Source organism: Janthinobacterium sp. BJB301 (assembly GCF_002735685.1).
Classification (GTDB): domain Bacteria; phylum Pseudomonadota; class Gammaproteobacteria; order Burkholderiales; family Burkholderiaceae_D; genus Janthinobacterium; species Janthinobacterium lividum.
The window spans coordinates 326879-340218 of the sequence record NZ_PDZJ01000001.1 but is presented as its reverse complement, the minus strand read 5'-3'; the positions used below and the strand labels follow the sequence as shown (position 1 = coordinate 340218).

At 64.5% G+C, this 13340-nt stretch carries 11 protein-coding genes; 7 read left to right on the top strand and 4 right to left on the bottom strand.

Annotated elements, in window-relative coordinates; all coding sequences use genetic code 11:
• The first annotated feature begins 544 nt into the window (after positions 1–544).
• From kynU to CSQ91_RS01540, 6 genes are all read left to right on the top strand, one after another.
• Complete coding sequence (gene kynU / locus CSQ91_RS01565; RefSeq protein ID WP_099387189.1) at positions 545–1795, top strand: kynureninase; 1251 nt, start codon at positions 545–547, stop codon at positions 1793–1795.
• Between the two features lie 8 nt (positions 1796–1803).
• Complete coding sequence (kynA, locus tag CSQ91_RS01560) at positions 1804–2691, top strand: tryptophan 2,3-dioxygenase (protein ID WP_034778007.1); 888 nt, start codon at positions 1804–1806, stop codon at positions 2689–2691.
• Positions 2692–2700: 9 nt separating this feature from the next.
• On the top strand, positions 2701–3246 hold the full coding sequence (locus tag CSQ91_RS01555; protein ID WP_034778004.1) for an RBBP9/YdeN family alpha/beta hydrolase: 546 nt from the start codon (positions 2701–2703) through the stop codon (positions 3244–3246).
• A 96-nt stretch (positions 3247–3342) separates the two neighbouring features.
• Positions 3343–5397, top strand: coding sequence for a toxin-antitoxin system YwqK family antitoxin (locus CSQ91_RS01550; RefSeq protein ID WP_143450916.1), 2055 nt, complete (start codon positions 3343–3345; stop codon positions 5395–5397).
• A 2-nt stretch (positions 5398–5399) separates the two neighbouring features.
• Entirely contained in the window at positions 5400–6419 is a 1020-nt protein-coding gene (locus CSQ91_RS01545) for a hypothetical protein (RefSeq protein WP_099387187.1), read from the top strand.
• Positions 6420–6450: 31 nt separating this feature from the next.
• The gene (locus CSQ91_RS01540; protein ID WP_099387186.1) at positions 6451–7476 is read left to right on the top strand and encodes a hypothetical protein; all 1026 of its coding nucleotides are present in this window, start codon (positions 6451–6453) and stop codon (positions 7474–7476) included.
• Positions 7477–7504: 28 nt separating this feature from the next.
• Here the strand turns inward: CSQ91_RS01540 and CSQ91_RS01535 are convergent, their stop codons facing one another.
• Entirely contained in the window at positions 7505–8542 is a 1038-nt protein-coding gene (locus CSQ91_RS01535) for a hypothetical protein (RefSeq protein ID WP_099387185.1), read from the bottom strand.
• 134 nt (positions 8543–8676) lie between these two features.
• On the opposite strand from CSQ91_RS01535, the gene CSQ91_RS01530 reads away from it, so the two are divergent.
• On the top strand, positions 8677–9408 hold the full coding sequence (locus CSQ91_RS01530; RefSeq protein ID WP_099388525.1) for an alpha/beta fold hydrolase: 732 nt from the start codon (positions 8677–8679) through the stop codon (positions 9406–9408).
• Here the strand turns inward: CSQ91_RS01530 and CSQ91_RS01525 are convergent.
• The 3 genes from CSQ91_RS01525 to CSQ91_RS01515 all read right to left on the bottom strand — a co-directional run bounded on the left by CSQ91_RS01525 (position 9385) and on the right by CSQ91_RS01515 (position 13257).
• Positions 9385–9750 carry a hypothetical protein gene (locus tag CSQ91_RS01525; RefSeq protein WP_143450915.1) on the bottom strand — a complete coding sequence of 122 codons (366 nt, stop codon included), beginning with the start codon at positions 9748–9750 and terminating at the stop codon, positions 9385–9387. The genes CSQ91_RS01530 and CSQ91_RS01525 overlap by 24 nt on opposite strands.
• Positions 9751–9823: 73 nt before the next feature.
• Positions 9824–11743: a molecular chaperone HtpG gene (gene htpG, locus CSQ91_RS01520; RefSeq protein ID WP_070257762.1), complete on the bottom strand. Its 1920-nt coding sequence runs from the start codon at positions 11741–11743 to the stop codon at positions 9824–9826.
• A gap of 89 nt (positions 11744–11832) precedes the next feature.
• Complete coding sequence (locus CSQ91_RS01515; protein ID WP_071653291.1) at positions 11833–13257, bottom strand: aminotransferase-like domain-containing protein; 1425 nt, start codon at positions 13255–13257, stop codon at positions 11833–11835.
• Positions 13258–13340: the final 83 nt, after the last annotated feature.

Below are 13340 nucleotides of genomic sequence, written 5' to 3'. Positions count from 1 at the left end.
GCAGGAGCAACATTAAACGCAACAGAGGCGTAGCGCTGTATTTTTGGTCAGGGAATAGCGGATGGGATCGTAGGTGTTTGTCTGACAAACACTGCTCGATCATGGTCGCACGCCAGTAACGGCGCGGATGTGGGAGGTTGGCCCTGTGCCGGATTTGCCCGACTTTTGGCCTGTAAAAAATATCACTTTTTTACAACAACTTGATAAGAATCAAGCCTGTCTACTGAGATAACGGCCGCCCTGGCAGGAACTTTAGGGCTTTTTTAAAAAATATTTAAAATATTTCCAGCGCTGCCCTGACCGATTACCGGCGTTCATGTATGTGTTGTCGGCGGCGAATCGCAGAACTTTAGGGTTTTTTGAAAATATTTTTAAAAATCGTGATTTCTTTCGTTGACGCCCCACAAGCGGGCATTTTTCGCCGTCTTTCCATGCCCGGAACCGCGCTTCGCGGCAAGGATTTGCTACACTGCCACTTCCGCGTGATACTTTAAGCCTCAAGCAATATCATGCCATCCAGACAAGTATCAATATGAAAGCCACCATGATTTCTCGACAAGACTGCAGCGCGCGCGATCTCGATGATCCCCTCGCGCCCCTGCGCCAGCAATTCGATTTGCCGCAGGGCGTGATTTACCTCGACGGCAATTCCCTGGGTGCGCGGCCGAAGGCGGCGCTGGCCCGCGCCCAGCACGTCATCGCGGCCGAATGGGGCACGGACCTGATCCGCAGCTGGAATACGGCCGGCTGGTTCGACCTGCCCAAGCGCCTGGGCGATCGCCTGGCTCCGCTGCTGGGCGCCGGCACGGGCGAAGTGGTGATCACCGATACCACCTCCGTCAACCTGTTCAAGGCCCTGGCCGCCGCCCTGCAGATGCAAGCCAGCGATCCCGCGCAGGCCGCGCGCAGAATCATCGTCAGCGAACGCAGCAACTTCCCCACCGACCTGTACATGGCGCAAGGCCTGGCCGCCTGGCTCGACCGCGGCTACGAGCTGCGCCTGGTCGACAGCCCCGATGAACTGGCGCAAGCCATCGATACCGATTGCGCCGTCGCCATGCTCACGCACGTCAATTACCGTACGGGCTACCAGCACGACATGGCCGCCATCAGCAGCCATTGCCACGCGCAGGGCGCGCTGGCGCTGTGGGACCTGGCCCATTCGGCCGGCGCCGTGCCGCTGGACCTGAACGGCGCCGGCGCCGACCTGGCCGTCGGCTGCACCTATAAATACCTGAATGGCGGTCCCGGCTCGCCCGCCTTCATCTGGGTGCCGGAAAAACACCAGGCGCGCTTCCGCCAGCCTTTGTCCGGCTGGTGGGGCCACGCCACGCCGTTCGCCATGGAGCCGGGCTTCGCGCCCGCCGACGGCATCGCCCGCGCCCTGTGCGGCACGCAGCCGATACTCTCGCTGGCCCTCGTCGAATGCGGCCTCGATATCTTTGCGCAAACGAGCATGGAAGCCATCCGCCGCAAGTCGCTGGCCCTGACGGACCTGTTCATCGCGCTGGTGGAACAGCGCTGCGCCAGCCATCCGCTGGGCCTCGTCACCCCGCGCGAGCATGCGCGGCGCGGCAGCCAGGTCAGCTTCACGCACCCGCACGGCTATGCCGTGATGCAGGCGCTGATCGCGCGCGGCGTGATCGGCGACTACCGCGAACCGGCCATCATGCGCTTTGGCTTCACGCCCCTGTACACGGGCTTTGCCGACGTGTGGGATGCCGTGGAAATCCTGCGCGACATCCTCGACACACTAGCCTACGACATCGCCGCCAAGCGCGATGCGGTCACCTGAGCCATCCCATGAGCGACGACAAGAATATGAACAAGGAAAACACCAGCGGCTGCCCCATGCATGCCGGCGGCCAGGATGCGCAGTGGCATGGCGCACAGATGGATTTCAGCGAATCTATGAGCTACGGCAACTACCTGGCGCTGGACCGCATCCTCACGGCCCAGCATCCGCTGTCGCCGAACCACAACGAGATGCTGTTCATCGTGCAGCACCAGACGAGCGAATTGTGGATGAAGCTGATGCTGCACGAGATGCACGCCGTGCGCGCCAACCTGCAAAGCGGCGACCTGGCGCCCGCCTTCAAAATGCTGGCCCGCGTGGCGCGCATCATGGACCAGCTGGTGCATGCCTGGGACGTACTGGCCACCATGACGCCGCCCGAATACACGGCCATCCGCCCCTACCTGGGCGCCTCGTCCGGCTTCCAGTCCTTCCAGTACCGCGAAATCGAATTCATCCTGGGGAACAAGAACGCCGCCCTGCTCAACGTGCATACGACGGCGCCGGAAAACTACAAAGTGCTCGACGCCGCCCTGCGCGCGCCATCCGTCTACGATGAGTCGATCAAGCTGCTGGCGCGCAGCGGCTTGCCCATCTCCGCCGAGCGGCTGAACGCCGACTGGACCCTGCCGACCGCCTCCGACGCGTCGGTAAAGGCGGCGTGGCTGGAAGTCTACCGCGACCCGTCGAAACACTGGGCCCTGTACGAACTGGCCGAAAAGCTGGTCGACCTGGAAACGGCCTTCCGCTTCTGGCGCTTCCGCCATGTAACGACGGTCGAGCGCATCATCGGCTTCAAGACGGGCACGGGCGGCACGGCGGGCGTGAGCTATTTGCGCAAGATGCTCGACGTGGTATTGTTCCCGGAGTTATTCGCCTTGCGTACCGAACTTTAAGGAGCATCGATGTCGCCTCTCGTCCTGACCCTGGCCGGCCTGTGGAATTCCGGGCCGCAGCACTGGCAAACCCATTGGGAAGCGCGCCACCCGCAATGGTCGCGCGTGCCGCACCGGGAATGGCAGACGCCGGACAAGGACGAATGGGTGGCGGAACTCGATCGCGCCATCGCCGCCTGCGAGCGCCCACCCGTGCTGGCCGCGCACAGCCTGGCTTGCACGCTGGTGGCCCACTGGGCGGCCAGCGGCTCGCCGCACAAGATCGCCGGCGCCTTCCTCGTCGCTCCCAGCGATGTGGAAGCGCCCTCCTACCCGTCCGGCACGACGGGCTTTGCGCCGATGCCGCTGCAAGCCTTGCCGTTTCCCAGCCTGGTGGTGGCCAGCGGCGATGATCCCTACGTCAGCTTCGCGCGGGCACGCGCGTTTGCCGCCGCCTGGGGCAGCGATTTCACCATGATCGGCGACGCCGGCCATATCAACGGCGACGCCGGCTACGGCCCCTGGCCGGACGGCGAACAGCTGCTGCTGGATTTTTGCGCCGCGCACCAGCCGTGAACCAGGGCGCGCACGATAGGGGCGTATTTGCCCACAAGTAAGAACGCAGGCAGAATCGTGGCCTTTCCATTGCGGCGCCCCGGCGCCAGCCCCACGATGAAACGTCTGCTTCTGCCCTTGCTCCTCTGCTCCGCCCTGGCCCACGGCGCGCCCTTTTATGAAGGCAAGAGCCTCGCCCATCCGGCCATCAGCGCCTCGCAGGACAGCGGCCTCGATATCGCCTTCCTCAAGGAAAAAGAAGGCGTCAACGGCTATTACTGCGAGTGCAAGAGCGGCAGCGCGAAACCCATTTTGCTCGACCAGTTCGGCAACGCCGTCATCCGCTCCGTCTTCTACGCGTCGCTGGACCAGGAGACGGACGACAGCGTGCAAACCATGCTGGTGCTGCTGCGCCAGGGCGACAAGAACGGCTTGCGCGCCTACCGCTATCACCGCAGCTCCGGCAAATACCGGCGCCTCGATGGCTTGCAGCCAGCCTTGAACCGCATCGTGGCGCAAAGCAGTGCTCCCAACGCGGGCCAGGTCAAGGCCGCGCTGGCCAAGCTGGCGCCGATGGACTACAGCGTCCCGCGCGGCAAGAGCGGCAATGCGGACTTCGACGCCATCGACCATACGCAAGGCACCATCGTCGGCTACTACAGCGAGGACGGCAAGCCCGTGGCGGCCGGCGGCAAGGACGCCATCACCTACAAGAAAACCTTCCAGAAGAAAGGCGAGCGTTTTCTCACCGCCAGCTACACCCTGTACAGCGATGCGGGCGCGGGCATCCTGCCCAACTACCGCCTGTGGCAAGTGACGTGGGAAACGGCGCCGAAGCAATTCACGGGCAGCGCAGATGGCCCGTCCGTCATCTACAGCCTGGCCTGGGACGACGGCTCGGTGGTCGAGCGGGGAGAATACGTGAAAGGCAAGCGCCATGGACTGTGGGTGCGCGAAGGCATGCACGAAGGCAGCGAAAAAGGCCATTACGTCAACGGCCTGCAGGAAGGCATGTGGTACTTCAATTATCCCAGGCAGAGCGAGAGCGGCATGTACCGGGCCGGCAAGCGCGAAGGCCGCTGGACCGTCGTCAACTATGCCGATGCAGAAGAAGTGACGGGCTTCGACACCTACGCGGGCGGCCAGCTGAACGGCCCGCACGAACGCAGCATGGGCGGCAAGCTGCAAACGCGCGGCAACTACGTAAACGGCACGCGCCATGGCGCGTGGATCACGGAAGACGGCGACGGCAGCTTTATCGACGGCTTGCGCGACGGGCCGTGGAAGCTCAAGCTCAAGGACAAGGTCACGCAAAGCGTCACTTTCGTGCAAGGCAAAAAACAGGGCGAGGCCCTCGACAAGGATGCGCAAGGCGCGCTGCGCGTGCGCGACCATTACCAGGCGGGCGTGCTCGATGGCAGCCGCACCCGCTATCTGGGCCCGGCCGGCAAGGAATACGTGGTCTACACGGCTACCTACCGCAACGGCCAGCTCGATGGGCGCGAGCAGGCGTTCGACGACAGCGGCAAGATCCTGCGCCTCGATACCCTATGGGACAACGGCAAGAAGCAGGGCCTGGATGCGCGCTACTACCCGAACGGCAAGCCGGAACGCCTGGCTGTCATCGACCAGGGCCGCCTGCTCACGCACCTGCGCGAGTATTATGAGGACGGCCAGCTGCTCAACGACATCCACCGCTGCACCTTCAAGGAGTACGGCAGCACGCGCGACGACGTATGCGAGTACCACCACATGTACTACCCGGACGGCAAGCCGCAGTATTACTATGCATTCCAGTACGGCCAGCGCCAGGAAGGCTATTCGAACTACCCGAACGGCAAGCGCAAGGACGAACTGCTGGTCGACCGCGCCGCCGACACCTCCGTCGTCAACGCCTATTACGAAAGCGGCCAGCTCAAATGCACGGAGCCGCGCAGCGGCCACAGCACGCGCACGGTGAATGGCCAGACCATGATCAGCTATGGCTCGGCCGACCGCGACGGCGACAATATCTGCTACCACCCGAACGGCAAGGTGGCCAGCATCTACACCTTCCGCAAGCGCGTGCTCGTGGAGTGCGGCAAGCGCTACGACGACACGGGCAAGCAGACGTTCCCCGGGCCGGAAGGCTGCCCGCCCCCCAGGAAGGTGGACTACCCGATAGGACTATGACAATGACGCAAACAAGACAGCCGCAGTGCATCCAGAACCCCGAGCGCATCGACGCCGCGGCGATCCGCGCCGCCATCGCCAGCGGCCAGCAGGTGCTGGTGCAGTTCGATACCCTGGCCGAGCCGGGGCCGCTGCTGGCCGAACTCGACGCCCTGGCCGCCACCTGCGGCACGGCGCTGACCATCCGCATCTACGGCTATGACCCGAGGGTGTTCGATGCCCGCATCCTGCGCGCGCTGCCGCATGTGGCCAGCCTGTCCATCGATTGCCACTGGCAAGCCATCCATCTGGAAGTGCTGGGCGAGCTGCGGCATCTGAAGCGCCTGAGCCTGGGCGTCTACCAGCTGGCGGAGGGCGACATCCTGCAGCTGGATAATTTGCGCGGCCTCGAATACCTGAACCTGGGCGAATCGGCCAGGAACAATATCGACCTGGCGCCCCTGCGCCACTACGCGCACCTGGCCAGCCTGGTCATCGAGGGCCACAGCAAGCATATCGACACCCTGGCCGGCCTGCCGGCGCTGCACGAGCTGTCGCTGTACCGCATCAAGAACAAGGTACCGCTGGATTTCATCTCGGCGATGGACCGCCTGGACAGGCTGCTGTTGCAGCTGGGCGGCCGCGAATCGCTCGCGCACATCGAGGCGCCGCTGTTGAAGAAACTGGAAGTGATACGCGTGCGCGGCCTGGAAACGCTGGGCGATATCGGCCGTTTCCCGCTGCTGCAGGCGCTATGGGTGGAGGACCAGATCAAGCTGCGGCAGATCGCGCTGGGGGCCAATCCAGTGCTCGAACGCCTGAACCTGCACACCTGCAAGACACTCGACAGCCTGCCCGGCCTCGCCGCCCTGCCCGCACTGCGCCAGCTGTCGGCATCCGAGACCATGCTCGACGTCGACGCACTGCTGCAGGATATGCCCGCGTCGCTGACGCACGTGCGCCTGCGCACCGGCAAAAAAACACGCGACGACGACATCGCGGCGCAGCTGGCGGAGCGCGGCTACAGCAACGCGCGCCTGTAAGGCATCGCTCTTCTCGCACAGGAAGCACCCCATGTACCAGCCTCCCACCCAACACCGCATCCACCAGCCCGCGCGCATCGACGCGGCGGCCATCCGCACGCTCATCGGCAACGGCGAGCAAGTCATCGTCCAGTTTACGCAGAACCGCTTGCCGGCGCCGCTGCTGGCCGACCTGGACGCGCTGGCCGCCACCTGCGGGCCGGCGCTGGAAATCCGCTTTTTCGGCGCCAGTGCCGAACCGTTCGACGCCGACGTGCTGCGCGCGCTGCCGCATGCCGTCAACCTGTCGCTCGACTGCCACATGCGCGCCATTCACCTCGAACAGCTGGGCGAGCTAGGCCGCTTGAAGCGCCTGCGCCTGGGCGTGCATCACCTGGCCGAACTCGACATCCTGGCGCTGGACACCCTGCGCGGCCTGGAAGCACTGAGCCTGGGCGAAACGGGCAAGGGCCAGATCGACCTGGCGCCGCTGCGTCACTGGCCGCAGCTGGCGCAGCTGCACACGACGGGCCACGTGAAAAACATCGACGCCACCACGGCCCTGCCCGCGCTGACACAACTGTCGCTGTCGCAGGTCAAGAGCAGGGATGAGGTGGACTTCATCAGCGCCATACCGGCGCTGACGCGGCTGCGCTTCATCCTCGGTGGACGCGCATCGATCGCCCACATCACGGCGCCGCGGCTGGAGGAACTGGAAGTGGTACGCGTGCGCGGATTGGAAAATCTGGGCGATGTTGGCCGCTTTCCACTGCTGAAGCGGCTATCGGTGGAAGAGCAGATCAAATTGACGGAAATCAGCCTGGGCGCCAATCCAACGCTCGAATGGCTGGTTCTGCGCAACTGCAAGACGCTACAGCGCTTGCGCGGTGTCGCGGCGCTGCCTGCGCTACGCGCCCTGGCGGTGAGCCAGACGCAGCTCGATTTCGATATGCTGGTGGCCGACGGCTTGCCGCGCGCACTGCGACAGTTCAGCTTTGGGACGGGGAAAAGACGACGCGACGAGGAAATCGACGCGCAATTGACGCAGCTCGGCTACGCCAAAGCGCCCTACTATTGAAAACAGCGTGTTGAAAACGACGTTGAAATCAGCGGCCGGCCGCCAGCTTGCGCTGCCACAGCGCCACGTCGATCATCACGCCATCAGCGCCCGTGTTGCGGATGTAGACGCGGTAGCTGCCCTGCCCCATGTCGCCATCGAGGTAGGCCGTGCGCTCATTGCGCTGCAGCCTGGCGCCCTTGGCCAGCTGGCGGTAGCGCTCGACCACCGTGTCGAAGCTGGCATAGCTGCGCAGCGCCACTTCCAGGTCGCGCGGCGGGCGGCCTTCGGCATGGTCCAGCACATTGTTCTGTTTCTTGCCCTTCAGCGTGAGCGGATAGGCAAACACGCCAGCGCCGGCCGACGTCAGCACCGTGGATTTATCGAGCAGCAGCGGCAGCAGCGCCGGCGGATACGCGGGCGGCAGCTGGGCGCGGTTCCAGCCAGGCAAGGCCGGCTGCGCCAGCACATATTCGACGCTGGCGATCTTCTGCCCGTCGGCGCCCGCTTCCTTGTCGCCCGCGATCAGCGCCAGCATGGGCGGCAATTGCCGGGCCCAGGCCAGCAAGGGCGCCGCATCCCCGACCAGCATGCCCTTGCGGTGGAACACCGTCAGCACCGCATTCGGATCGGCATTGCAGACTTTCGCCAGCGGCTGTCCCTCCAGGCGGCAATGCCCGTTGACCAGGCCAAAGGCGATGATGGCGCCGCGCTTGTCGAGCAACATGGCACCCCGTTCGCGGCCCTGCTTGCGGTCATTCATCGAGGCCAGCAACTGGCGGCCATCGGCCAGCACGCTGCGCGTGGCGTCGCGCTTTTCGCTGATCGCTTCAAGCGCCTGCGCCAGCAGCAGTTCATCGTCTTCCGTGTAGCTGCCGCGCGCGTAACCGAAGAAATCGAACAGGGCGGCGCGCACTTGCGGGTCTTCGCTCAGGCGCGGCAAGGGGCCGCCTGTCAACAGGGAGGACAGGCTTTTCCCGGCCGGCGCCGAGGGTGCCGCCGTGGCGCGGGCAGGCTGGGAAAGGACGCAAGCCGCTGCCAGCAAGGCGCCGCCCAAGGTGCGGTAATTCGAAAAAATGATATGCATGTTTCTGTCTGTCGGTGATTTGACCGCGATTCCGGCCACGCATGGCGCGCCGGCGATTCTAGCATGGCGCCAGTCCCCATGCGGTGCGGCTGGCGGACGGCGCGTGTGCAGGCGCGGCTGTTATGATGGCCGCAATGACGATACCAACCCACGCCTCGCCCCTGCTTGTCCTCCTGCCCGGCATGGATGGCACGGCACGGCTATTCCACCGTTTTGACGCCGCCTTGCGCGCACAGGCCGCCATCGACACCCAAGCCATCGCCTATCCGGCCGCGCCACTCGATTACGCGGCGCTGGAAGCATTCGTGCGCGAGCGCTTGCTGCGGGACCGCCCCTTCGTCGTGCTGGCCGAATCGTTTTCGGGCCCGCTGGGCGCCGCCCTGCGCGCCGAGCCGCCGCCTGGCATGCGCGCCCTGGTCCTGTGCTGTTCGTTTGTGCGCAATCCGCGCCCGATGCTGGCGCCGCTGCGCCACCTGCTCGGCCTAGTGCCCTTTGGCGCCATGCCCGGCTTCGCTCTGCGCCAGGCGCTGCTGGCGCCCTGCTCCACGCCGCAGTTGCAGGATGAACTGGCAGCGGCGCTGGCGCAAGTGCCGCCCAGCGTGCTGCGCCAGCGCCTGCGCGCCGTGCTGGAAACAGACGCCTCGCGCAGCTTCGCGCGCGGCAGCCTGCCGGTGCTGTATCTGCGCGCCCGCCACGACCGCCTGGTGCCGCCCGCGAACGCCGTGCAGATACTGCGCCTGGCACCCGACGCGCAACTGGCCGACATCGCCGCACCGCACATGCTGCTGCAGGCGGCGCCGGAAGCGGCGGCCGTCGCCGTCACCGCCTTTCTCGCGGGCCTGTCAGCCGCGCAGGTATCCGCTTAAACGCGCGCTGGCCAGCACGGCCAGCCAGCTCACGCCGCCCGACAACACGCTGAAATAGATGGCCCGCAACGGATGGTGGGGCAGCAGGTACGCGAGCACGGCCGCACCCAGCAGACCGCACAGCGCAGGCTTCCACCAGCCGGGCGGCAGCAGCGCCAGCAACAGATTCGTGCCCGCATACACGTAAAACACCAGCAGCAGGGCCAGGCCGCCGGCCACGCCGCGCGAGCCCAGGCTGCCAAACAGCTGCGTGTAAAGGTAAAAACCCAGCCAGCTCAATGCGATAAACAGCAGGCAGCCCAGCGCATGCGCGCCCAAGCCGGCCATCAGGCGGATTTTCATGATGCTCCCTAAAAGAAAAAGCCGGCCCTTTCACGCAGAAAGGGCCGGCTTGCTTACGTCGACAGCCAGGCGTTTACTTCGCCGAATTGAGCAGCAATTCGTTGAGGCGTTTCACGAAGCTGGCCGGGTCGGCCAGCGAACCGCCTTCGGCCAGCATGGCCTGGTCGAACAGGATGTTGGCCCAGTCGCCGAACTTGCCGCCTTCGGCATCTTCGTATTTCAGGCGCGTCACCAGCGGGTGGTTCGGGTTGATTTCCAAAATCGGCTTCGATTCCGGCGCGCTCTGGCCAGCAGCTTTGAGCATGCGCAGCAGGTTGCCCGACAATTCGTTTTCATCGGCCACCAGGCAGGCTGGCGAATCGGTCAGGCGGAACGTCACGCGCACGTCCTTGGCCTTGTCGGCCAACACGGTCTTCATCTTGCCCACCAGGTCGGCGTACGAGGTTTCCGTTTCTTCGTGCTCTTTCTTTTCCGCTTCGTCTTCCAGCGCGCCCAGGTCCAGGCCGCCTTTTGCGACGGAGACCAGTTCCTTGCCTTCGAAGTCCTGGATAAACGACAGCATCCATTCATCGACGCGGTCCGTCAGCAGCAGCACTTCGACGCCCTTCTTGCGGAAGATTTCCAGGTGCGGGCTGTTCTTGGCGGCGGCGTAGTTGTCGGCCGTGACGTAGTAAATCTTGTCCTGGCCTTCCTTCATGCGCGCCACGTAGTCGGCGAACGAGGTGATTTGCTCGTCGCTGTCGTTGGCCGTCGACGCAAAGCGCAGCAGCTTGGCCAGGCGTTCCTTGTTGGCCGCGTCTTCACCGATGCCTTCTTTCAGCACCTGGCCGAATTCCTTCCAGAAGACGGCGTACTTGTCCTTCTTGTCCTGCTCGTCGGCGTTCGCCAGTTCTTCCAGCATGCCCAGCACGCGCTTGGTCGAACCTTCGCGGATCACCTTGACGTCGCGCGACTCCTGCAGGATTTCACGCGACACGTTCAGCGGCAGGTCGGCCGAGTCGATCACCCCGCGCACGAAGCGCAGGTAGGTCGGCATCAGCTGCTCGGCATCGTCCATGATGAAGACGCGCTTGACGTACAGCTTGATGCCGCCGCGCTTGTTGCGGTCCCACATGTCGAACGGCGCCTTGGCCGGGATGTACAGCAGCTGCGTGTACTCGCTGCGGCCTTCCACGCGGTTGTGCGTGTGCGTCAGCGGCGACTGGAAGTCGTGCGACACGTGCTTGTAGAATTCGTCGTACTGTTCCGGCGTGATGTCGGCCTTGTTGCGGGCCCACAGGGCGCTGGCCTGGTTGACGGTTTCGAATTCGTCCTTCAGGACGGTTTCTTTTTTCTCGTCGTCCCACTCTTCCTTCTGCATCACGATCGGCAGCGAGATATGGTCCGAGTATTTGCGGATGATGGACTTGATCTTCCAGCTCGACAGCAATTCGTCCTCGCCTTCGCGCAGGTGCAGGATGATGTCCGTGCCGCGCGACGGCTTGTCGATCGATTCGATGCTGTAATCGCCTTCGCCGGCCGACTCCCAGCGCACGCCTTCGGAGGCGTCCACGCCGGCGCGGCGCGTTTCGACGGTGATCTTGTCGGCGACGATGAAGCCCGAATAGAAGCCCACGCCGAACTGGCCGATCAGGGCCGCGTCCTGCTGCTGGTCGCCCGACAGCTTGCCGAAGAATTCCTTGGTGCCCGACTTGGCGATGGTGCCCAGGTGCGAGATCGCCTCGTCACGGGTCATGCCGATGCCGTTGTCGGAAATGGTGATGGTGCGCGCATCCTTGTCGAAGCTGACCTTGATCTTCAATTCGTGATCGTTGCCGTACAGGGCGTCGTTATCGATCGCTTCAAAGCGCAATTTGTCGGCCGCGTCGGACGCGTTCGAGATCAATTCGCGCAGGAAGATTTCCTTGTTCGAGTACAGGGAATGGATCATCAGGTGCAGCATTTGCTTCACTTCGGTCTGAAAACCCAGGGTTTGCTTTTCGGAGACAGCCATTTTTACCTCATAGTCTTGTGGATGGGACGGATTCTACGGAGTTGGGGATGGTACAAGCGATTTCAAGAGCCCCCGGCAAATGTGCTGTTTTAGCCCAGTGCGCGGGCAAAAAATGCCCAGATGCGCTCGTCCTGCACCGTGGCCAGGTTCAGGCGCATGCGGGTCGATGGCAGCTGGCGCGGCGAAAACAGGCTGCCCGGCGCCAGCACCAGCCCCTCGGCCAGCGCCTTCTCGGCCAGGACATTCGTGTCGCAGCCCGCATCGGCCCACACGAACATGCCGGCCGGTGCGGGATCGAAACGCAAGCCCGCCTGTTCGACCTTGCGGTACGTACACTCGCGCACCTTGTCGAGCCGCGCGCGCAGGCGCTCCGCATGCTTGCGGTACAGCCCCTGCGAGAGGATCTTATACACGACGCGTTCGCCGATGTCGCTGGTGGTCAAGGTGGCCAGCATCTTGCGGTCGGCCAGGCGCTGCGCCCGCTCCGGCGACGTGGCGATGAAGCCCACGCGCAGGTTCGCCGCCAGGCTCTTGGAAAAGCCGCCCAGGTAAATCACGCGGCGCAGCTGGTCCAGCGCGGCCAGGCGCGTGGCCGGCTGCACCAGACCGGCTGCGCCCGGGTGCATGTCGCAATAGATGTCATCCTCGACGATGAGGAAATCGTGCTGTTCGGCCAGGCGCAGCACCTGGAACGCCTTGGCTGCCGACAGCGAGGTCGAACTGGGGTTGTGCAGCACCGAGTTGATCACGTACAGCTTGGGGCGGTGCAGCGCCGCCAGCTCGGCCAGCACGGCGATATCGGGGCCGTCACCCAGGCGCGGGATGCCGATGACGTTCATGCCCATGGCGGCAAAGGCGCCGAACATCAGCCAGTACGCGGGATCGTCGACGAAAATGGTGTCGCCGGGGCGGGCGAACTCGCGCGCCACCAGGTCCAGCGCCTGCATCACGCCCACCGTGGTGACGATCTGCTCGGGCGGACAGGCGATTTCCAGTCCCGCCAGTTTCAGTTGCAACTGCTGGCGCAGGGGCAGGAAACCCTGCGGCGTGCCGTAGCCCAGCAGCAAACTGCCAGGCTGGCGGCTGACGTCGCGCAAGGCGCGCGCCACCAGGTCGCCATCGAGCCACTCGGCAGGCAGCATGCCGGTGCCGGGCGCGGGGATGGCCGGCGTCTGGCGGAACATGTTACGGATCAGCCACACCACGTCCATCGGCTGCGCCACCGCGTCCTGCGCGCCAGCGGGCGGCGCCGGCGTATTCAGGGGCGAGCGCTCGCGCACGAAAAAGCCGGCGCCGCGCCGCGATTCCAGGTAGCCGCGCGCCACCAGCTTGTCGTAGCTGGCCACCACCGTGGCGCACGACACGTCCAGGCTGGCGGCGCACTGGCGGATCGAGGGCATGCGCGCGCCGCCGCGCAGCAGCTTGTCGTCGATGCGCGCCGCCAGCGAGCGCGTGATCTGGTCGATCAGGGTTTCGCCCGAGGCACGCGACAACAAGGGAAGTGTATTGCTCATATGACCATGACAGTATGTGGAATTATGCGTGAAAGTGTATTTGTACTGTATTGCTATTGAGCCCTAGGATAGCAGTACCGGGC

Coding starts and splice junctions, on each gene's coding strand:
- kynU (WP_099387189.1), top strand. CDS start 545: ATGATTTCTCGACAAGACTGCAGCGCGCGCGATCTCGATGATCCCCTC.
- kynA (WP_034778007.1), top strand. CDS start 1,804: ATGAGCGACGACAAGAATATGAACAAGGAAAACACCAGCGGCTGCCCC.
- CSQ91_RS01555 (WP_034778004.1), top strand. CDS start 2,701: ATGTCGCCTCTCGTCCTGACCCTGGCCGGCCTGTGGAATTCCGGGCCG.
- CSQ91_RS01550 (WP_143450916.1), top strand. CDS start 3,343: ATGAAACGTCTGCTTCTGCCCTTGCTCCTCTGCTCCGCCCTGGCCCAC.
- CSQ91_RS01545 (WP_099387187.1), top strand. CDS start 5,400: ATGACGCAAACAAGACAGCCGCAGTGCATCCAGAACCCCGAGCGCATC.
- CSQ91_RS01540 (WP_099387186.1), top strand. CDS start 6,451: ATGTACCAGCCTCCCACCCAACACCGCATCCACCAGCCCGCGCGCATC.
- CSQ91_RS01535 (WP_099387185.1), bottom strand. CDS start 8,542: ATGCATATCATTTTTTCGAATTACCGCACCTTGGGCGGCGCCTTGCTG.
- CSQ91_RS01530 (WP_099388525.1), top strand. CDS start 8,677: ATGACGATACCAACCCACGCCTCGCCCCTGCTTGTCCTCCTGCCCGGC.
- CSQ91_RS01525 (WP_143450915.1), bottom strand. CDS start 9,750: ATGAAAATCCGCCTGATGGCCGGCTTGGGCGCGCATGCGCTGGGCTGC.
- htpG (WP_070257762.1), bottom strand. CDS start 11,743: ATGGCTGTCTCCGAAAAGCAAACCCTGGGTTTTCAGACCGAAGTGAAG.
- CSQ91_RS01515 (WP_071653291.1), bottom strand. CDS start 13,257: ATGAGCAATACACTTCCCTTGTTGTCGCGTGCCTCGGGCGAAACCCTG.